This window comes from Pantoea sp. XY16 (assembly GCF_025153065.1).
GTDB lineage: Bacteria > Pseudomonadota > Gammaproteobacteria > Enterobacterales > Enterobacteriaceae > Pantoea > Pantoea alfalfae.
In genome coordinates, this window is record NZ_JANZNP010000003.1 from 103,555 (window position 1) to 122,657 (window position 19,103).

The 19,103-nt window shown below is 54.3% G+C and carries 18 protein-coding genes and 1 pseudogene; 15 read left to right on the forward strand and 4 right to left on the reverse strand.

Going from position 1 to position 19,103, the window contains the following annotated elements; genetic code table 11:
• Positions 1–215 precede the first annotated feature (215 nt).
• The 7 genes from hinT to N1689_RS03400 all read left to right on the forward strand — a co-directional run bounded on the left by hinT (position 216) and on the right by N1689_RS03400 (position 5,539).
• Positions 216–566, forward strand: coding sequence for a purine nucleoside phosphoramidase (hinT, locus tag N1689_RS03370; protein WP_013357465.1), 351 nt, complete (start codon positions 216–218; stop codon positions 564–566).
• Between the two features lie 20 nt (positions 567–586).
• Positions 587–955 carry a YcfL family protein gene (locus N1689_RS03375; protein ID WP_033732268.1) on the forward strand — a complete coding sequence of 123 codons (369 nt, stop codon included), beginning with the start codon at positions 587–589 and terminating at the stop codon, positions 953–955.
• 11 nt (positions 956–966) lie between these two features.
• Positions 967–1,560 carry a penicillin-binding protein activator LpoB gene (gene lpoB / locus N1689_RS03380; protein WP_161733749.1) on the forward strand — a complete coding sequence of 198 codons (594 nt, stop codon included), beginning with the start codon at positions 967–969 and terminating at the stop codon, positions 1,558–1,560.
• Positions 1,547–2,359 (forward strand): thiamine kinase, encoded by an 813-nt coding sequence (gene thiK, locus N1689_RS03385; protein WP_260057903.1) that lies wholly within the window; start codon positions 1,547–1,549, stop codon positions 2,357–2,359. The genes lpoB and thiK overlap by 14 nt, the downstream gene beginning before the upstream one ends.
• A gap of 39 nt (positions 2,360–2,398) precedes the next feature.
• The gene (gene nagZ, locus N1689_RS03390) at positions 2,399–3,439 is read left to right on the forward strand and encodes a beta-N-acetylhexosaminidase (RefSeq protein WP_161733745.1); all 1,041 of its coding nucleotides are present in this window, start codon (positions 2,399–2,401) and stop codon (positions 3,437–3,439) included.
• A gap of 40 nt (positions 3,440–3,479) precedes the next feature.
• Entirely contained in the window at positions 3,480–4,022 is a 543-nt protein-coding gene (ycfP, locus tag N1689_RS03395; RefSeq protein WP_222924188.1) for an alpha/beta hydrolase YcfP, read from the forward strand.
• A 212-nt stretch (positions 4,023–4,234) separates the two neighbouring features.
• The gene (locus N1689_RS03400; RefSeq protein WP_161733741.1) at positions 4,235–5,539 is read left to right on the forward strand and encodes an NAD(P)/FAD-dependent oxidoreductase; all 1,305 of its coding nucleotides are present in this window, start codon (positions 4,235–4,237) and stop codon (positions 5,537–5,539) included.
• 153 nt (positions 5,540–5,692) lie between these two features.
• Here the strand turns inward: N1689_RS03400 and N1689_RS03405 are convergent, their stop codons facing one another.
• Positions 5,693–5,941 carry a type I toxin-antitoxin system SymE family toxin gene (locus N1689_RS03405; RefSeq protein ID WP_260057906.1) on the reverse strand — a complete coding sequence of 83 codons (249 nt, stop codon included), beginning with the start codon at positions 5,939–5,941 and terminating at the stop codon, positions 5,693–5,695.
• Between the two features lie 822 nt (positions 5,942–6,763).
• Between N1689_RS03405 and N1689_RS03410 the strand changes: the two genes are divergently transcribed.
• From N1689_RS03410 to N1689_RS03420, 4 genes and pseudogenes are all read left to right on the forward strand, one after another.
• Entirely contained in the window at positions 6,764–7,327 is a 564-nt protein-coding gene (locus tag N1689_RS03410; RefSeq protein WP_222924186.1) for an Ail/Lom family outer membrane beta-barrel protein, read from the forward strand.
• 298 nt (positions 7,328–7,625) lie between these two features.
• Positions 7,626–8,036, forward strand: a pseudogene (locus tag N1689_RS22090) (DUF2569 family protein).
• A gap of 118 nt (positions 8,037–8,154) precedes the next feature.
• Positions 8,155–8,694: a hypothetical protein gene (locus N1689_RS03415; protein ID WP_260057908.1), complete on the forward strand. Its 540-nt coding sequence runs from the start codon at positions 8,155–8,157 to the stop codon at positions 8,692–8,694.
• A gap of 405 nt (positions 8,695–9,099) precedes the next feature.
• Entirely contained in the window at positions 9,100–9,642 is a 543-nt protein-coding gene (locus N1689_RS03420) for a glycine zipper 2TM domain-containing protein (RefSeq protein ID WP_033732285.1), read from the forward strand.
• A 132-nt stretch (positions 9,643–9,774) separates the two neighbouring features.
• Here N1689_RS03420 and mfd read toward each other — a convergent pair whose 3' ends face one another.
• A complete protein-coding gene (mfd, locus tag N1689_RS03425; protein ID WP_260057910.1) occupies positions 9,775–13,218 on the reverse strand; it encodes a transcription-repair coupling factor in 3,444 nt (1,147 codons plus the stop codon).
• A 227-nt stretch (positions 13,219–13,445) separates the two neighbouring features.
• The gene (locus N1689_RS03430) at positions 13,446–13,655 is read right to left on the reverse strand and encodes a hypothetical protein (protein WP_013357479.1); all 210 of its coding nucleotides are present in this window, start codon (positions 13,653–13,655) and stop codon (positions 13,446–13,448) included.
• Positions 13,656–13,902: 247 nt separating this feature from the next.
• Here N1689_RS03430 and lolC point away from each other — a divergent pair, with 247 nt between their 5' ends.
• From lolC to cobB, 4 genes are all read left to right on the forward strand, one after another.
• The gene (gene lolC / locus N1689_RS03435; protein WP_260057912.1) at positions 13,903–15,102 is read left to right on the forward strand and encodes a lipoprotein-releasing ABC transporter permease subunit LolC; all 1,200 of its coding nucleotides are present in this window, start codon (positions 13,903–13,905) and stop codon (positions 15,100–15,102) included.
• A complete protein-coding gene (gene lolD / locus N1689_RS03440) occupies positions 15,095–15,799 on the forward strand; it encodes a lipoprotein-releasing ABC transporter ATP-binding protein LolD (protein WP_253421606.1) in 705 nt (234 codons plus the stop codon). Before lolC ends, lolD begins: the two co-directional genes overlap by 8 nt.
• Entirely contained in the window at positions 15,799–17,043 is a 1,245-nt protein-coding gene (lolE, locus tag N1689_RS03445) for a lipoprotein-releasing ABC transporter permease subunit LolE (protein WP_161736346.1), read from the forward strand. Before lolD ends, lolE begins: the two co-directional genes overlap by 1 nt.
• Before the next feature lie 146 nt (positions 17,044–17,189).
• A complete protein-coding gene (cobB, locus tag N1689_RS03450) occupies positions 17,190–18,023 on the forward strand; it encodes a Sir2 family NAD+-dependent deacetylase (protein WP_161736347.1) in 834 nt (277 codons plus the stop codon).
• Positions 18,024–18,055: 32 nt separating this feature from the next.
• Here cobB and potD read toward each other — a convergent pair whose 3' ends face one another.
• On the reverse strand, positions 18,056–19,099 hold the full coding sequence (gene potD, locus N1689_RS03455) for a spermidine/putrescine ABC transporter substrate-binding protein PotD (RefSeq protein WP_161736348.1): 1,044 nt from the start codon (positions 19,097–19,099) through the stop codon (positions 18,056–18,058).
• Positions 19,100–19,103 lie beyond the last annotated feature (4 nt).

The window sequence follows — 19,103 nt, forward strand, 5'->3', positions numbered from 1 at the left end:
GGGTGGCGAAATTCTAATTTATAAAACAGCGTTTCATTTTATGGTGTGGCAGGGGCGTTGCCGGCATTCTGAACAGGGTGCGGGTCACGGAGAGAGGGTGCTGCTGCAAAGGCAGGCGAACAATGCAAGAAAAGTGGTCCTGAGGTTGAAAGAAAACAAATTTCTCCCGCATACTGATTGATTAAGACTCAGGCTAAAGCTAAAGGAATTGCACCATGGCAGAAGAAACCATTTTTAGTAAAATTATCCGCCGCGAAATCCCCGCTGATGTGGTTTATCAGGATGAGCTGGTCACTGCCTTTCGCGACATTTCGCCCAAAGCCCCGACCCATATTTTAATCGTGCCGAATGTGCTGATCCCAACGGTCAACGAGGCGGAAGCGGCGCATGAGCATGCGCTGGGACGTATGTTTACTACCGCGGCGAAAATCGCGCGTCAGGAAGGTATCGATCAAAATGGTTATCGGCTGATTGTGAACTGCAATCAACATGGTGGTCAGGAGGTCTATCACATCCATATGCATCTGCTGGGCGGCGAACCGCTAGGCCCGATGCTCTCTGACTGACCTGATAACGGAAAAATGCTATGCGATCCTGGCTGACTGGCCTGCCGATCCTGCTCTGCCTGACGGCCTGCAGCAGTGAAAAACCGATGATCAATACGTCACAGTCGCTGGTGATGGAGTCCTCTGTGTTGTCGGCAGGGATCATTACCGATGAACCGACGCTGGATGAGAACGATGGACTGAAGCGTGCCACCAGCGTGCTCTATAATCAGCGCGAAACACCGGTTGTTGTGCACTATCGTTACTACTGGTATGACGACAAAGGGCTGGAAATCACCCCGCAGGAACCGGCGCAGACCGTTACCGTTCCGGCGCAGGGCAGCATTGTCGCCACCTCGCAGCTGGGTAACCTGACTGCCAGCAAGGTTCGTCTTTATCTCTATCTTTAAGGATTTTCTACGTGATACGCAGTGTTAATCGTACCGGAGCGCTCCTGATGGCGCTCATTCTGACCGGCTGTGTGGTGAAACAGCAGCAGCCTGCCCCGGTTGAACCGACTCAACCTGTGGAGCCGGTGCAGCCCGTTCCACAACCTGAACCGGTGCCGCAACCACAGCCAGTGCCGCAACCACCGAAACTGGTCACTATCAACTGGGATGCCAGCGTTCAGCCGCTGGTGGCGCAGATGTTACAGGCCGCCAGCGCCGAGCCGGGCAGCGTGTTGCTGGTAGACCGCATCAAAAACAGTACCAATGGCGCGCTGCAAAGCGAAAAAGCGACAGCGGCTATCCAGAATGCGCTGAACAACAACGGCAAATTCACGCTGGTTTCTGCCGATCAACTGGCGCAGGCTAAGCAGACGCTGGGATTATCGCCGGATGACAGCCTGAACTCGCGCAGTAAAGCGATTGGCCTGGCGCGTAACGTTAATGCTCAGTATGTGCTTTACAGCAACGCGCGAGGCGATGTCAAAGCGCCGACGCTGCAGATGCAGCTGATGCTGGTTCAGACAGGCGAGATCATCTGGTCCGGCAACGGCATTGCACAGAATTAATTCCGTCTTTCAGCGGGTAATTCAGCAGGTTACCGGCGAGCCAGATAAGGTATCAACTATCCCGCTGGCCGGTCTGACCGGGCACAGCCAGAAGATTGTCAGCCCGCGCGGAACCTTTATCGCGCGGGCGGCACCGCAACCGGCTATTCCGTTTGTGGATCGGCAGCGCGAATTCCGTCTGTTACGCAAATTGCAAGACAGCGGACTGGCACCGCAGCCCGTGGCAGGGCATCGTCAGGGGATTATCCTGACCTGGTGCGCAGGCGAAGCGCTGGATGAACACTGCTTCAGCCAGCAGCGTCCACAGATCGTGGCACTCCTGCGGCAGCTACATCAGCAGCCGCTGACCGGCTATCGTCTGCAGTTGTTGCCGCTGTTATGGCGCTACTGGCAGCTCACGCCACAGCGGCATCACCGCTGGTTGCGGGCGCTCAGGCGTCTGACGCAGCAGGGTGAACCCCAGCCGCTGAGGCTGGCTCCGCTGCACATGGATCTGCATGCCGGCAATGTCATACAAGGTCCCGAAGGTCTGCGTCTGATCGACTGGGAATATGCCGCCGATGGCGACGTGGCGCTGGAGCTGGCGGCTGTCTGTGCCAGCGATCCGCAGCACCATGCTGACTGGCTGGCAGAGTACGCCGCAGCGATGCAACTGCCGCTTACCGCGCTGGTGCAGCAGGTCAGACGCTGGCAACCCTGGCTGCGTCTGCTGATGGCCAGCTGGTATCAGCTGCGTGCCGGTCAGGGTGACGACGAAACATTACACCAGCTGGCCCGACAGAGCTGGGAACAGATTTAATCGCGTTACGCAGGTGCGTTTCGCTACAGGATTCAGGTTATGAGATCAGATTTACCCGGCCCTCTGATGCTCGACGTCGAGGGTTATGAACTGGATGGCGAAGAACGCGACATCCTGCAGCATCCGCTGGTGGGCGGCTTAATTTTATTTGCCCGAAACTATCACGACCCGGCTCAGCTGGCAGAGCTGGTGCGACAGATCCGCGCCGCCTCTCACACCCGGCTGGTGGTGGCGGTGGATCAGGAGGGCGGTCGCGTGCAGCGTTTCCGTGACGGCTTTACCCAACTGCCTGCCATGCAATCCTTTGCGGCACTTCACGATGCAGAAACCGCTGGCGAAATGGCGCAGCAGGCGGGCTGGCAGATGGCGGCCGAGATGATTGCCATGGATATCGACATCAGCTTCGCGCCGGTACTCGATATTGGTCATATCAGCGCCGCGATTGGCGATCGTTCTTTCCATGCCGATCCGGCGATTGCTCTGGCTGTTGCCCGCCGCTTTATTGCGGGGATGCACGAGGCGGGCATGAAGACGACCGGCAAACATTTCCCGGGACATGGCGCGGTCAGTGCTGATTCGCATAAAGAGACGCCACGCGATCCACGCGATGAAAAAACGCTGCGTGAGCACGACATGGCGATTTTCAGCAGGCTGATTACCGAGCAGGCACTGGATGCGATTATGCCTGCACATGTCATCTACACCGACGTTGATCCGCTGCCCGCCAGTGGTTCGCCCTACTGGCTTAAAACTGTGCTGCGCGAGCAGTTGGGCTTCGACGGCGTGATTTTCTCCGACGATCTCTCAATGGAAGGCGCCGCTGTAATGGGCAGCTATCCTGAGCGCGCGCAGCAATCCCTTTCTGCCGGTTGTGACATGATTCTGGTCTGCAATCAGCGGCAGGGTGCTATCAGTGTGCTGGATAACCTGATCCCGGTCGGGTCAGAGCGGATTACGCAGCTGTATCATCAGGGCAGGTTTACCCGCGATGAACTGCAGGCTACGCATCGCTGGAAAAATAATGCCCAGCAACTGAGTGCACTTCAGGAACGCTGGCTGGCTCACAAAGCGTCGTGGTAGGCAGTGACTGCCCGGCGCTATCACTAACCTGAGGATTATCATGATCATCTATCTGCACGGTTTTGATTCCAGTAGTCCGGGCAATCACGAAAAGGTGCTGCAACTGCAATTTATCGATCCAGACGTCAGGTTGATCAGTTACAGCACCCGTCATCCTAAACATGACATGCAATTTCTGCTGAAAGAGACCGATAAAATGCTGACGCTGTCCGACGACGACCGCCCGCTGATTTGTGGCGTCGGGCTGGGCGGTTTCTGGTCAGAGCGCATCGGTTTTCTGTGCGGTATCCGGCAGGCGATCTTCAATCCCAACCTCTTTCCGCAGGAGAATATGGAGGGGAAGATCGACCGGCCAGAAGAGTACCAGGACATCGCCACGAAATGCGTCAGCGATTTTCGCGAACGCAATCGTGACCGCTGTCTGACTTTTCTCTCCCGTCAGGATGAGGCACTGGACAGCCAGCGCACCGCCGACCAGCTGCATCCCTTCTATGAAATCGTCTGGGACGAGACTGAGGGGCATAAGTTCAAAAATATATCCCCACATCTTCAGCGGATAAAAGCTTTCAAAACATCAGGTTAAGCCGGACAGGCACCGCAAGGTGCCTGTTTTCATTACGTAATTATCCGAGTTTTATTTCCCCGCTTTGATGTATATCAATATTCTTATGTTCTCCTCTTCCCGCCATGTTATTCTGCCAGCAGATTGCGATTTTAACTTCGCCAACCCTATGTTTCTTAAGGTTTAATTTAACCTTTGGTTAACTTTTGGTTCACAATTTGAGGGGGTCTTTGTTGACTACGTCTGTTAAGAGAATTGTTATTGTTGGAGGGGGAGCGGGCGGCCTGGAAATGGCAACGCAGCTGGGCCATAAACTGGGTCGTAAAAAGAAGGCCGAGATTATCCTGGTGGACCGTAACCACAGCCATCTGTGGAAACCGCTGCTGCACGAAGTCGCTACCGGTTCGATGGATGAAGGGATTGATGCGCTGAGCTATCTTGCTCATGCCCGCAATCACGGTTTTGAGTTCCAGCTCGGTTCGCTCACCGACATCGATCGCAGCCGCAAAGTAATCCGTCTGGCAGAAGTGCTGAATGCGCAGGGTGAAGTGCTGGTGCCACAGCGTGAAGTGGCCTACGACCAGCTGGTAATGGCGCTGGGCAGCACCTCAAACGATTTCGGCACGCCGGGCGTCAAAGATCACTGTATCTTCCTGGATAACCCGCATCAGGCGCGTCGTTTCCATAATGAGATGCTTAACCTGTTCCTGAAATTCTCCGCCAGCGAAGGCAGGGTCGAAAAAGTCAACATCGCCATCGTGGGTGGCGGCGCAACGGGCGTTGAGCTGTCAGCGGAGCTGCATAATGCGGTCAAACAGCTGCACAGCTACGGATTTAAAGGTTTGGGACGCGAAGCGCTGAACGTGACGCTGGTCGAAGCGGGCGAACGTATTCTGCCTGCACTGCCACCGCGCATCTCAGCTGCGGCGCATCAGGAGCTGACCAAACTGGGCGTGCGCGTTCTGACGCAGACCATGGTTACCAGCGCTGAGCAGAATGGCCTGAATACCAAAGGCGGTGAGTTTATTGAAGCCGATCTGATGGTCTGGGCGGCGGGCATTAAAGCGCCGGACTTCCTGAAAGAGATTGGCGGACTGGAAACCAACCGCATCAATCAGCTGGTGGTAAAGGAGACGCTGCAGACCACGCTGGATGATGACATCTACGCGATTGGCGACTGCGCCTCCTGTGCCTTGCCGGGCGGCGGATTTGTACCACCGCGCGCCCAGTCAGCGCACCAGATGGCCTCACGCGCCATGGACAATATCCTTGCTCAGCGCCAGGGCAAACCGCTGAAGGCTTATGTCTACAAAGATCATGGCTCGCTGGTGTCGCTCTCCCGCTTCAGTACGGTCGGCAGCCTGATGGGCAACCTGATGCGCGGTTCAATGATGGTAGAAGGGCGCATAGCGCGCTTTGTCTACATCTCTCTCTATCGTATGCACCAGATAGCACTGCATGGCTATTTTAAAACCGGCCTGATGATGCTGGTCGGCAGCATCAACCGGGTTATCCGCCCGCGGCTTAAGCTGCACTAATAAGCACTGCACTTAATCTCGTAAAGGCTGAGCCTCCTCCATTCTGAGGGGGCTTTTTTATGCCCTTGAGGGGCACACATTAAGACAAATTAAACTTCAGTTTCCTGTATGATGATTAATAAGAAATCCCGGCCTTAATGCCGGGATTTTTCTTTACAGGTCAGTCAATTGTCCTTCATTCGCCAGCCGGATGATCAACTGTCCCGGCCCGGTGATCACCTCGATCTTCTGCCCGGTCGTAAATCCCAGCGCTTCCAGCCAGCGGCCTTTAATGGTGAGCTGCGGCAGTGGGTTCGGCTGGCCCCTATTAGGCCGGTATCCCACTCTGTAATAATGTGCTCGCGATTCACCGGCGGCGGTTGTGGACGTGCGGGTCCCTGACTTATGATGCGTGTCAGCCATAATTAACTCCCAATCAGTTAGTTGTGGTCAGCGGGCTGTTGGTGTTCCACCACCTTCAGCCCGCGCTAAAAAATCTCTCGTTATGTGCTTCCTGTTCCGTTTTTACCTGTTTAAATATACACCTCCTGCCACGTAAACTCGCTGAAAGCTGAGTAATAAATTGCGAGCTATCTCTGAAAACCAGATAGTTTTTCTCCGGTCTGGCTTTCGTTCATTTTTTCTTCGCAGTCAGCTTGAGGGTGACGCTTTTTGGGAAAATACAGGTATTATTTTTCCGAATGCTTTCATTTATTCAGAGGGGTTTAAATAGAACTGTAACTTAGTCTTTTAATGGGTTGTGGGTATACAGGTCAGTTAATAATCTGCGTTAATGGATTGTATAAGGCCGGATAATTTTCTGGATGTATGTGCCGAAATGGTTTCCAGGGATTTTTGCTTTTTTATGGCAACTCGGTCTTGATACCTCTAATTCTTTTTGGTCTAATAATGCCATTAAGGATTGATTGGTAATTAACCGCGAGAATGATTCCTGTGGTTAAATTCTTTACTTAACCTAAATTAAATGGCCGAAGTTCCATTTAATAAGGCTGGCGTTTAAGTTTCACATTGACTCAGGCCAGCCTGTTTTAAAAAATCCGGGTATGAATAGATGCTCTCCGACCGATCTGAACATCAGGCGCGGAGCGCTACATGAAATTCCTGTCCGATACAGATGGATTGATAAAAACTCTATCCTGTCCGTCGGGTATTGGTGATTCAGGGAGCGAAGTCCTGCATTAAGCGCAGGGAAATAATGTTAAATTATGAAAAGGAATTAATTACATGACCTCTAAAATGACGATGCTGGCATTACTGTGTGGCGGTCTTCTCGTGGGCAGCAATGCGCTGGCTGATAATCACACTGTCTCTATCGGCTATGCTCAAAGTAAAGTTGAAGACTTCAAAAACATTCGCGGTGTCAATGTTCAGTATCGCTATGAATGGAATTCTCCTCTCAGTGTGATTGGCTCATTCAGCTACATGAAAGGCGATGAAAGTTTTTCTGAGCGCGAAGATTTTTATGGCGATGTCAGCGGATATGATGGAAAAACCAAAGTGAAATATTACTCACTGATGGCAGGTCCTGCATATCGCATCAATGACTACATCAGCTTCTATGGATTAATTGGTGTTGCCCATACCAAAGTGGATGAGAACGTGACTTATCCCGGAGTCTACTCCGAAGAATATAGCGAAAATAAAACCTCTTTTGCCTATGGCGCTGGCGTTGTCGTGAATCCTATCAGCAACCTCTCTGTGAGTGTTGGCTATGAAGGTACTCGCGTAAAATATAACGAAGATGTTGCCATCAATGGTTTTAACATCGGCATCGGATACCGTTTCTGATTCAACGCTAAAAACCGCAACCCTGGTCATCTGGTCAGGGTTGTTTTTTTGCACTCTGGAAAGGACCGTTTTTTATAAAGGTCGAATCAGGCAGTTCTTCGATACATTTAAAATAGTACCTGATCCTGTCTGACCAAAGACGTCGATCTTCTGAATTAACCGGTTTGAATTTTGTTAAAACAAAGAAAAACAATTAAAGCTTCAGGGGGCGAGAATGTTATGCATTAAATGTCAGGAAGCAGAAGAGAATAAATAATCAGGCTTTTGTGATAATTGTGAAAAAAAAGAAGAGGGCAGGATTAATGGCTTATTATATCTGCCAGCTTTAGGCTTGATTATTGGTTTTTTTACGATGCTGTATAATGATTTTTGTATTGTTTCGTTGATTGCCAACACTTATCAGAAACAAGGTGTGGTTAATAGTTTTAGTGTTTTATTATTAGCGCTGTCCATTATTAATGCTCCCGTAACAGTGCTGGCTTGCTGGTTCTTCTTTAGGAAGAAAGTAAAAACCAGATACGTGATGATAACGTAATATTTATACGGTCTTATCTTTGCGAGTTTTTGCACGCTTTATCCTGCTTTGGTTTTTCACGTAAACCTTACGCAGCCTGCTATCAATATGCTGGCTCGGGCCTTAATCAGTTGTCTGATATGGGTACCATACTTTATTTTTTCCAGCAGGATTAATAAAGTCTTTGTGCATTAATACGGTCAATATTTTTTTGTCACAAAATAAACGATGTGTAACGCAACACCCGCCTCGTTATAGTACCAATAAAATAACCAGTTCCAGTCTGTGTCAGTTAAATTAAGGATAATAAAGAATGGCTGCAAAAATTTTGATCACCGGATTGATAGCACTATTATTGAGTGGCTGCACGGCAGGTTTCAGACCTTCACTGGATGATTATAAAGGACAGGATGCGGCCCGGATCCGCGTCGCTTCAGAGGGCAATACGGCTCTTCAGTTCTTTGAAAAGCAGGGTTCAGGTTGCTATAAAAAAGTACTGGAACGCCGTATTACTTCTGGCTTTGCCATTCTGGTTATCCCTGTCACAGGGAATAAACGAATAGGTATGCCAGCCTCATCTGATAATAATGGTGCTTTCATCAATGAGTTCACCCTGAAGCCGGGACAAATGATTCGGGTCATCCACTACTGGACTAAGACTGGGTACTATCAGAACACTCAAAAATCTGCCACTGCTGAATTTATTCCTCAGGCTAACCATGACTACGATATCGTGGTCAGAGGCTCTGAATATTCAGGCGATAGCGTTTCAATCAAAAATCTCACCCCAAACGGCGCCGTTGTGGGCTGGGGCGAGGTGAAGGAATGCCCGTCAGAGAGTATTTTTGATTAGTCTCCTTTTTCTTCCTTCCTGAAGCCTGGGTGCTTCAGGAAGGAATATGCCCGATGACGGCATCCAGTGAACATGCTTACAGGTAGCGCTGAAAAGGCCGCTGCCAGAACAGACAGTCAGCGTCTGCATAACGCTTGAGATAAATTTATCCAGTTGATTTAATTAGTTAAATTTTTTTATTAAATCGACACCAGCAACAACTCCCTTCACCTCAGAACTCTCCTAAAAACTGGTCCTGATAGCAAAGTGACCAATTTCCTCCATTTATCTGATGTTGCATTTTCGGTCCATCTGTAAAACTTCATCTCAACAAACACGGCGCGTCGCGCACGCCGGTTATACCTCAGTCAATGAGGATGCTTTAACAGCAGGATTGCGCGGTAACACTTTCAGGAGGAACTTCCTGTGAATAAATCAATGTTAGCGGGTATCGGTATTGGTGTGGCAGCAGCGCTGGGTGTTGCCGCCGTAGCAGGCATGAACGTGTTTGATCGCGGTCCTCAATACGCTCAGGTACTGGCTGCAACGCCAATCAAAGAGAGCATCAGACAGCCACGTCAGGAGTGCCGTAATGTCACACTGACTCACCGTCGGGCCGTACAGGATGAGAACCGTCTTGCTGGCTCTGTATTAGGTGCAGTGGCAGGTGGAGTTCTCGGTCACCAGTTCGGTGGCGGTCGCGGTAAGGATGTCGCGACAGTAGCAGGTGCGTTGGCAGGCGGTTATGCGGGTAATCAGGTCCAGGGCGGACTGCAGGATCGTGATACCTACACCACAACCGAACAGCGCTGTAAAACAGTGTATGACAAACAAGAGAAAAAACTGGGATATGACGTGACCTATAAAATAGGCGATCAGCAGGGTAAAATCCGTATGGAGAACGACCCCGGCACGCGTATTCCACTGGATCGCAATGGTCAGCTGATTCTCAACGGTGACCAGGCGTAATTGGGCAAAGCTTTGCCGCACTGGCGGCCACACAGCACGACGTAATGAAAAAGGCGCATCTCAAAGATGCGCCTTTTTTATCGCCATTTTCCCGCACTTTACCGATTAGCTCAGCAAAGCGCGGGCAGAGGGTTACGCCTGATGCTCAGCCAGTTGTGAAACGAAGCCCTGCACCCAATCCATACGAATTTTTCTTTCCGACAGTTCACGGGTAAACCGCAGGCGTGTTGGCCCATCCAGTTTCCACTGCTGTGGCTCTTTCTGCAGCAGACTAATCAGCCATGCCGGATCGACCTTGTTCTGCGGCGCAAAATCGAAATAGCCGCCTTTGTCGCTGGCTTCGATCTTACGCAGACCGACCGCGCGGGCTTTCAGACGGATAATCGCCACGTCCAGCAGATTACGCGCAGGGTCAGGGAGCAGGCCGAAGCGGTCGATCATCTCAACCTTCAGCTCCTGCAACTCCTCTTCAGCCTCCGCGCTGGCGATGCGCTTATAAAGTGAAAGACGGGTGCTGACATCCGGGATGAAGCTCTCGGGCAACAGCGCCGGCATGCGAAGTTCCACCTCAGTCTGGTTGCTGGTGAGATCTTCCAGTGACGGCTCGCGACCCGCTTTTAGCGCATCGACGGCATTCTCCAGCAGCTCCATATAGAGCGTGAAGCCCAGCGTCTCCATCTGTCCGCTCTGCTCATCACCCAGCAGCTCGCCAGCCCCGCGAATCTCCAGGTCGTGGGTTGCCAGCGCAAAACCGGCGCCCAGATCTTCGAGTGAGGCGATCGCTTCCAGGCGTTTATGTGCGTCCGCGGTCATCGACTTCGGATGCGGCGTCAACAGCCAGGCATACGCCTGATGATGCGAACGACCGACGCGACCACGCAGCTGATGCAGCTGCGCCAGGCCAAAGTGGTCGGCCCGTTCGATGATGATGGTGTTCGCGGTCGGAATGTCGATCCCGGTTTCGATAATGGTGGTACAGACCAGCACGTTGAAACGCTGATGATGGAAATCGTTCATCACCCGCTCCAGCTCACGCTCGCGCATCTGTCCATGACCAATCGCCACCCGCGCTTCCGGCACCAGATCGCTGAGACGCTGCGCCGCTTTATCTATATTTTCAACGTCATTGTAGAGATAGTAGACCTGTCCGCCACGCAGAACTTCACGCAGAATCGCTTCGCGGATCACCACGTCGTCGTATTCACGGACAAAGGTTTTTACCGCTAAACGGCGGGCAGGCGGGGTAGCGATAATGGAAAGATCGCGCATGCCACTCATGGCCATATTCAGGGTGCGCGGGATCGGCGTGGCGGTCAGGGTCAGGATGTCCACATCAGCACGCATCGCCTTGATGCGCTCTTTGTGACGCACCCCAAACCGGTGCTCTTCATCGACAATTAGCAGGCCGAGATCGTGCCACTTGAGGTCACTCATCAATAGTTTGTGGGTGCCGATCAAAATGTCGATTTTACCCTCGCTGGCCTGTTCCAGCACCTGTGCCTGCTCTTTGGCGGTACGGAAGCGGGAAAGCATCTCAATGCGAACCGGCCAGTTGGCGAAGCGGTCACGGAAGTTGTCGTAGTGCTGCTGTGCCAGCAGGGTAGTCGGCACCAGTACGGCCACCTGTTTGTGGTTCTCGATGGCCAGAAACGCCGCGCGCATCGCTACTTCCGTTTTACCAAAGCCCACATCACCGCACACCAGACGATCCATCGCCAGCGGTTCGCACATATCGCTCAGCACGGCGTTGATCGCCTGTGCCTGATCGGGTGTGGTTTCAAACGGGAAGCTTTCGCAGAACAGCTGATACTGCTCACGGTCATGCTTAAAGGCAAAACCGGTTTTGGCGGCGCGCTGGGCATAGATATCCAGCAGTTCGGCCGCCACATCGCGTACTTTCTCCGCCGCTTTCTGCCGCGCGCGCGACCAGGCATCACTGCCCAGCTTATGCAGTGGCGCATTATCGTCAGCTCCGCCCGCATAGCGGCTGATCAGGTGCAGCGATGAAACCGGCACATAGAGTTTGGCGTCATTGGCGTAGGAGAGCATCAGGTATTCCGCCTCAATGCCGCCTGCTTCCAGCGTAGTCAGGCCGATATAGCGGCCCACGCCGTGCTCCAGATGCACTACTGGCTGACCGGGATGCAACTCCGCCAGGTTACGGATCAGAATGTCGGGATTGATGGTACGACGGGTATCCTGACGGCGACGGCTGACGCGTTCGCCCAGCAGATCGCTTTCGCAAATCAGCGCCCGGTTACCCTGGGTATCGATGAAACCACGCTCGCTGGCACCGATCATCAGCGTGAAACGATCGTCGACGGTTTCATCAAAACGGTGCACTGACTGAGGACGCAGTTTAATCCGGGCCAGCAGCTCCTGCAGGCTCTCGCGGCGGCCTTCACTTTCGACCGAGAAGACCACGGCGCCGCTGAAAGTCTCAATAAACTGCCGCAGATGGTCGAGCGGCGCTTTCGCCTGCGCCTGAACGGCGAGATCTGGCAGCGGGATGTAACCGAGATTGGTATTCGCGGCTTTGGCGGGCAGCACCTCATTGGTCATCTGGATGCGCGGCCAGGCTTTCAGTTCGCCCATTAACGCGTCGGGACGCAGCCACAGGGTGACCGGTTCCAGCAGCGGACGCATCGGGTCCACGCGACGGTTCTCATAGCGCGCCTCAGCATCCTGCCAGAAGCGGCTGGCGCTGCCTTCAAGGTCGCCGCAGTTCACAATCAGGGTGTTGTCAGGCAGATAGCTGAACAGGCTGGGTAACGGCTGCTCGAAGAACAGCGGCTGCCAGTATTCGATGCCCGCGGGCAGCGTGCCTTTGCTGACCTGCTGATAGACGTGCTCCGACTCGCGGCGCACATCAAAAATTTCGCGCCAGCGGCTGCGGAACAGCTCAATGGCGGCTTTGTCGCTGGGAAATTCATGTGCGGGCAGCAGATTGATTTCCGGCACCGCTTCCAGCGTACGCTGATTATCGACGTCGAACAGGCGCAGGCTGTCGATCTCATCATCGAAAAAGTCGATGCGGTAGGGCTGATCGCTGCCCATCGGAAACAGATCGAGCAGGGCGCCGCGCGTGGCGTATTCACCGTGCTCCATCACCTGATCGACATGGCGGTAACCGGCCTGCTCAAGCTGATCGCGCAGCCGGTCGCGTGACAGTTTTTGCCCCTGCTTCATCACCAGCGCATGGCCGTGCAGGAAACTGTGCGGACAGACGCGCTGCATCAGGGTATTGACCGGCATGATCAGCAGACCGCGCTGCATCACCGGCAGCTGGTAGAGGGTCGACAGTCGCGCAGAGATAATATCCTGATGCGGCGAAAAGCTGTCATACGGCAGCGTCTCCCAGTCGGCAAGGTGCGACACCGGCAGATCGGTAAACTGGCGGATTTCATCCAGCAGACGCAGAGCGGTTTGGGTATCGGGTGTAATCATTAACACCGGACCAGCATGTCGTTCGATAATACTGGCACACTCAACCGCATGCGCAGCGCCGATAAGCTGGCCGAGCTGGCGATGATCGCCGGATTTAACGGGCAGGGTATAACGAGTCTGTTCGGGCATGGGATCTCGGGGTTGCTCCATTTTTCCAGGACGTAATCATTCCATATTATGTCAGGGGGATCACCTCTGCGGCACAATTTTCCTGCCGCGCCGCGCTGAACCCGGGGATCGGTCAGCCATTACCGGGCGTCGGCGGTAATACAGCGGATAGAGAGAGGATAGACGAGTCTGGAGCGGGATCAGAAAAAACCGCCGTCGCTGTGCAGCGACGGGGTTAAACGGGCATTCTATTTTATGGATTGCTGTGTGTAATACATGCGTGGGCGGTCGATATTTGCCCAGGATAACTCCTGCTCAGGATGATAGCTGAGGTTGCCGTCGTCCCACTTTACGTAGTAGCCGGCTGGTGCGCTTCCCTGCTCAAAGACGTTGATGATTTCGCCTCTGATTTCCCCGGATTGATGTTTAACGATGCTGCCTTTGGGAAATTTCAACATGGTTGCTGCCTCTATCGCTGTGCGATAAATTACCTCTTATCCTGTTACAGATTATAGTCTACGCGCCAGGGCGCTGGATAATCAGCCAATAAGCGATGGCTTTATCGTCTATTCTGCGGCTTTAGTCGTAAATGTGACGTATTCTGACGCAACTTTGCTGCCGACTCAGAGGGTTAGAGGTTTCATAAAACGAGCCGCTCCTTTATCATCCCCCTACCTATTTTCAGGCAACGGCTTACTGGATTCCATGTATCAACCTGTCGCGCTATTTATCGGTCTGCGTTACATGCGCGGACGAGCATCGGATCGCTTCGGTCGCTTTGTCTCCTGGCTCTCAACGATTGGCATCACGCTCGGCGTGCTGGCGATGGTCACTGTCTTATCGGTGATGAACGGTTTTGAGCGTGAACTTGAAGGCAATATTCTTGGCCTGATGCCTCAGGTGCTGATCACCAGCGACAAAGGCAGTCTCAATCCACAGCAGCAACCCGCCACTTCGCTGAATCTGCAGGGTGTCAGCCGTATCGCGCCGCTGACCACCGCCAGTGTGGTGCTGCAAAGCCCGCACAGCGTCTCCGTTGGTGTGATGCTGGGGATTGAGCCGGAAGAAAAAGATCCGCTGACGCCGTTCCTGGTCAACACCCAGCAGAGCGTGCTGCAGGCCGGACAGTACAATGTGATCCTCGGTGAACAGCTGGCGTCACAGCTTGGCGTTAAACGTGGCGATCAGCTGCGTCTGATGGTGCCGTCGGTCAGCCAGTTTACCCCGATGGGACGCGTACCGAGCCAGCGTCTGTTTACCGTGGCAGGCACCTATGCCGCCAATAGCGAAGTCGATGGTTATCAGATTCTGGTCAATCTTCAGGATGCGTCGCGCGTGATGCGCTATCCGGCCGGTAACATTACCGGCTGGCGACTCTGGCTGGATAAACCGCTGTCGGTCGACAGTCTGAGTCAGCAGACACTGCCTGCGGGTCTGGTCTGGAAAGACTGGCGCGAGCGCAAAGGCGATCTCTTCCAGGCAGTACGCATGGAGAAGAACATGATGGGTCTGCTGCTGAGCCTGATTATCGCCGTGGCCGCCTTTAACATCATTACATCATTAGGCCTGCTGATCATGGAGAAGCAGGGCGAAGTGGCGATTCTCCAGACCCAGGGCCTGACGCGTCGGCAAATAGTGGCGGTGTTTATGGTGCAGGGTGCCAGCGCCGGGATTATCGGCACGCTGCTCGGCACGCTGCTCGGTGTACTACTGGCCAGCCAGCTTAATAACTTAATGCCGGTGATTGGCCTGTTCCTCGATGGCGCCGCGTTGCCGGTTGATATCAATGTGTGGCAGGTGGTCACCATCGCCCTCAGCGCGATGATTGTGGCGCTGTTGTCTACGCTCTATCCTTCGTGGCGCGCTGCCGCCGTTCAACCTGCTGAGGCTTTACGTTATGAGTAACACTCCTTTGTTGCAGTGCCGCGACCTGTGCAAACGCTATCAGGAAGGCAGCGTGCAGACCGATGTGCTGCGCAATGTGGCTTTCAGCCTCCAGCCCGGTGAACTGACGGCGATTGTCGGCAGCTCCGGTTCCGGTAAAAGTACGCTGCTGCATCTGCTGGGCGGTCTGGATGCGCCGACGTCGGGCGATGTGGTGTTTGATGGTCAGTCGCTGAACGCCATGTCCTCGTCGGCCAAAGCAGAGCTGCGTAACCGCGAGCTGGGCTTTATTTATCAGTTCCACCATCTTCTGCCGGACTTCAGTGCGCTGGAGAACGTGGCGATGCCGCTGCTGATTGGCAAAATCGCGAAAGCGGAAGCGCAGGATCGCGCCCGCGAGATGCTGGCCGCAGTCGGGCTGGACCATCGTGCCGAGCACCGGCCGTCTGAACTGTCCGGCGGCGAGCGTCAGCGCGTAGCGATCGCCCGTGCGCTGGTCAACCGTCCACGGCTGGTAATGGCAGATGAACCCACCGGCAACCTGGATGCGCGTAACGCCGACGCTATTTTTGAGTTGCTGGGCGAGCTGAACGTCCGTCAGGGCACCGCCTTTCTGGTGGTGACGCACGATCTGATGCTGGCAAAACGCATGACGCGTCAGATGGAGATGCGTGATGGCCAGTTAAGCGATCAGCTCACTCTGGCAGGAGCGCTGTAATGGGTTCATCGTTATCCCTGTTGCTGGGCCTGCGCTTCAGCCGTGGACGCCGTCGTGGCGGGATGGTTTCGCTGATTTCGGTGATCTCCACCATCGGGATTGCGCTGGGCGTGGCGGTGCTGATTATCGGCCTCAGCGCCATGAACGGTTTTGAGCGTGAGCTGAATAACCGCATTCTGGCGGTGGTGCCGCACGGTGAAATCGAGGCAGTTAATCAGCCGTTCCAGCACTGGCAGTCGATGATTGCCCCGATTGAAAAAGTGCCCGGCATTGCGGCGGCGGCCCCCTATGTCAACTTCACCGGTCTGATTGAGAGCGGTGCCCGGCTGGAAGCGCTGCAGGTGAAGGGCGTCGATCCGGCCCAGGAGCCGCGCCTCAGCGCGCTGCCACAGTTTGTCGCCGATAACGCCTGGTCCTCTTTTGCCGCCGGTAAGCAACAGATCATTCTGGGCGGCGGCATTGCTAAATCGCTGAAGGTGAAGCAGGGCGACTGGATCACCATCATGATCCCGAACAACGATGGTGATAACAAATTGCTGCAGCCAAAACGCATCCGGCTGCAGGTCAGCGGTATCCTGCAACTCAGCGGCATGCTCGATCACAGTCTGGCACTGGTGCCGCTGGCCGATGCGCAGCACTATCTGGAGATGGGTGACAGCGTGTCCGGTATTGCGCTGAAGATGACAGACCCGTTCCAGGCCGTGAAACTGGTGCGCGATGCCGGTGAAGCGACCCGCTCCTATGTCTACATCAAGAGCTGGATTGGCACCTACGGCTATATGTATCGCGACATTCAGATGATCCGCGCCATCATGTATCTGGCGATGGTGCTGGTGATCGGCGTCGCCTGCTTTAACATCGTTTCCACGCTGGTGATGGCGGTGAAGGATAAGAGCAGTGACATTGCGGTACTCCGTACCCTCGGCGCGAAAGACCGGCTGATCCGCGCCATCTTTATCTGGTACGGTTTGCTGGCGGGCCTGCTGGGCAGCGTCAGCGGCGTGGTGGCTGGCGTGCTGGTGGCACTGAATCTGACCTCACTGGTGCGTGGGCTGGAATCGATTACCGGTCATCATCTGCTGGCAGGAGATATCTACTTTATTGATTTCCTGCCCTCGGAACTGCACTGGATTGACGTGTTCTCAGTACTGATCACCGCCATTCTGCTGAGCCTGCTGGCGAGCTGGTATCCCGCCAGACGCGCCAGCCGCATTGACCCGGCTCGGGTATTAAGCGGTCAGTGATAAAAATGCGGCGCGAGTGATTTCGCGCCGCATCTGTTTAAGACCTTTGCTGTTGGGTCATGCCCTCAGCAACCGTTACTATCGGGTGATGTTAACCCGGAATCTGTTTAGAGCGGCTCGCCGCAGCTGCTACGCCAGGAGATTTTATGCGTACACCACGTCGCCGCATACGACTTGCCCGCCTGAAGAAAACCCGGAGAAAAGTGCATCAGCGCTTTCGCCAGCGCATATTTGAGCGCGATCGTCAGGCCGAACTGGCCGCCCACCCTCAGCCGCATGTTGTGGTGCTGACCGGCGCAGGCATCTCAGCGGAGTCCGGCATCCGGACCTTCCGCGCGGCTGACGGCCTGTGGGAAGAGCACCACGTTGAAGACGTTGCTACGCCCGAAGGCTTTCAGCGCGATTCCGCGCTGGTGCAGCGTTTCTACAATGCGCGCCGCCAGCAGCTACAGGAAGCCGACATCCAGCCTAATGCTGCCCATCTGGCGCTGGCTGAGCTGGAGCAGGTGTTGGGCGATAACTTCCTGCTGGTCACGCAAAACATCGACAATTTGCATGAGCGTGCCGGTAACAGCCGGGTGCTGCATATGCACGGTGAACTGCTAAAAGTGCGCTGCGTCACCAGCGGTCAGGTGATTGAGTGGACCGGCGATATCACGCCGGACGATCGCTGCACCTGCTGCCAGTTCCCCTCTGTGCTGCGGCCGCACGTGGTCTGGTTTGGCGAGATGCCGCTGGGTATGGAGCAGATTTATCAGGCGCTGGAACAGGCCGATTACTTTATCGCTATCGGTACTTCAGGCCATGTTTATCCGGCCGCAGGCTTTGTGCATGAGGCCAAACTGCAGGGTGCGCACACCGTTGAGCTGAACCTGGAGCCGAGCCAGGTGGGTAACGAGTTTGCCGAACGGCATTACGGCCTGGCGAGCGAAGTGGTGCCGGAATTTGTTCATACCCTGCTGCGCGGACTGTATAAGTAGGCGGGCGGCTGATAGCCGCCTCTTTAACTCTTCTAACGGCCCGCTTTAAGCTGCTGGAACAGAGTTTCGTACTGAAGGCTGGCGTCGCCAACATCATCCTGCCATTCACCGTGCTTAATCACGTCAGCAGGTGGATAGAGTGACGGATCGTTCGCCACGGCGGGTGGCAGCAACGCCTTCGCTGCGAGGTTCGGTGTAGGATAGCCGATGGTTTCCGCCACTTTCGCCGCGACGTCAGGACGCAGCAGGAAGTTAATCAGCTTCAGCGCGCCTGCCTTGTTCTTCGCGTTAGCCGGGATCGCCAGGTTATCCATCCAGAAAATGCCGCCCTCTTCAGGCCAGACGATCGCTAACGGCGTGCCCGCCTGACGTGCGACATACGCCGAACCATTCCATAGCATGCCCAGATTCACTTCGCCTTCCATATAGGGATTACCCGGATTATCAGAGTTGAAGGCCAGCACATTGGGCATCAGCTTTTTCAGCTCAGAATAAGCGGCTTTGATCTGCTCAGGATCGCGGGTATTGCCGGAGTATCCCAGCTTGCGCAGCGCCATCTGAAACACTTCGCGCGCGTCGTCGGTCAGCAGCAGGCTTTGCTTATATTCCGGCTTCCACAGATCGGCCCAGCGGGTCACGCTTTTCACGTCGATCTCATCGGTGTTGACACCGATTGCCGTCGCGCCCCAGATATAGGGAATCGAGTAGTTATTGTCAGGATCGAAGGGTTTATTCAGCAGGTCGGGATCGAGGTTGCTGAAGTTGCTGAGCTGGTTTTTGTCGATTTTCTGCAGCATCCCTTCGTTTCGCATTTTTGCCACGAAGTAAGTTGACGGCACGACCAGATCGTAAGCGCCATCTTTCCAGGTTTTCAGTTTGGCGTACATGCTCTCATTGGATTCATAGGTCGAATAGATCACTTTAATGCCGGTCTCTTTCGTGAACTGCTCCAGCAGCCCCGGCGGCACATATTCGGTCCAGTTGTAGAAATAGAGGGTATTACTGTTGTCTGCCTGCGCCACGTTCATACCCAGCAACAGTGCACCTGCCGCCAGCCAGTGAGATCTCTTTTTCATCTTC